This is a genomic window from Johannesbaptistia floridana, assembly GCF_057440575.1.
Map to the genome: position 1 here is coordinate 1 of NZ_JALKVM010000367.1, position 1,144 is coordinate 1,144.

The window sequence follows — 1,144 nt, forward strand, 5'->3', positions numbered from 1 at the left end:
TTGTAGTAGGGCTTTAGCCCGATGATTTTCTTGGACTTTAGTCCAACTACGAACCTAGTTTGTAGTAGGGCTTTAGCCCGATGATTTTCTTGGACTTTAGTCCAACTACGAACCAAGTTTGTAGTAGGGCTTCAGCCCGATTATGCTCTAGGACTAAAGTCCAACTACGAACCAAGTTTGTAGTAGGGCTTCAGCCCGATGATTCTCTTGGACTAAAGTCCAACTACGAACCAAGTTTGTAGTAGGGCTTTAGCCCGATTATACTATAGGACTAAAGTCCAACTACGAACCTATGTATGAGTATCGCAATTTATCTCAACAACAAAAAAAAGAAATTTTACAATATCGCCTACAACAGGGTTTCCCTCCTCACTCTCCTCCTCATCCTTTACAGGATTTCGATTTTTATCTAATTACCGCCACTTGTTATCAACATAAACCTCGTTTACATTCATCTCAAAGGCGTCAAGAATTATTGAATCAGTTATTTACTATTTTTGTAGATAAAGATATACCTATTGTGGCTTGGGTTATTCTACCAAATCATTATCATCTATTAACTGGAAGAGTGGATTTTTCCTGGCTTAGCAAAGAATTAAGATTAATTCATGGAAAATTTGCTTATCAATGGAATAAAGAAGATAATCAAAAAGGGAAAGTATGGCATTCTTATAGCGATCGCGCTATTCGCTCCGAAAGACACTATTTTTCCACTATAAATTATATACATTATAATCCTATTAAACATAATTGGGTATCTTCTCCCTATGATTGGATTGAAAGTAGTGTTCATTGGTATTTGAAAACAAAAACAAGGCAATGGTTACGCGATCTTTGGGTACAATATCCAGTGAGAGATTATGGCAAAGGTTGGGATTTTGATTAACTAGCAAAATAAATTGTTATCTAGGTTCGTAGTAGGGCTTCAGCCCGATTATGTCTTTGGACTTTAGTCCAACTACGAACCTAGTTTGTAGTAGGGCTTCAGCCCGATTACTCTTTTGGACTTTAGTCCAACTACGAACCTAGCTTGTAGTAGGGCTTCAGCCCGATTACTCTTTTGGACTTTAGTCCAACTACGAACCTAGCTTGTAGTAGGGCTTCAGCCCGATTACTCTTTTGGACTTTAGTCCAACTACGAACC

The 1,144-nt window shown here is 38.1% G+C and carries 1 protein-coding gene; it reads left to right on the top strand.

The features are described 5' to 3' along the window. Positions 1–292: 292 nt before the first annotated feature. Positions 293–886: an REP-associated tyrosine transposase gene (locus tag MW688_RS20400; protein ID WP_486737851.1), complete on the top strand. Its 594-nt coding sequence runs from the start codon at positions 293–295 to the stop codon at positions 884–886. Positions 887–1,144 lie beyond the last annotated feature (258 nt).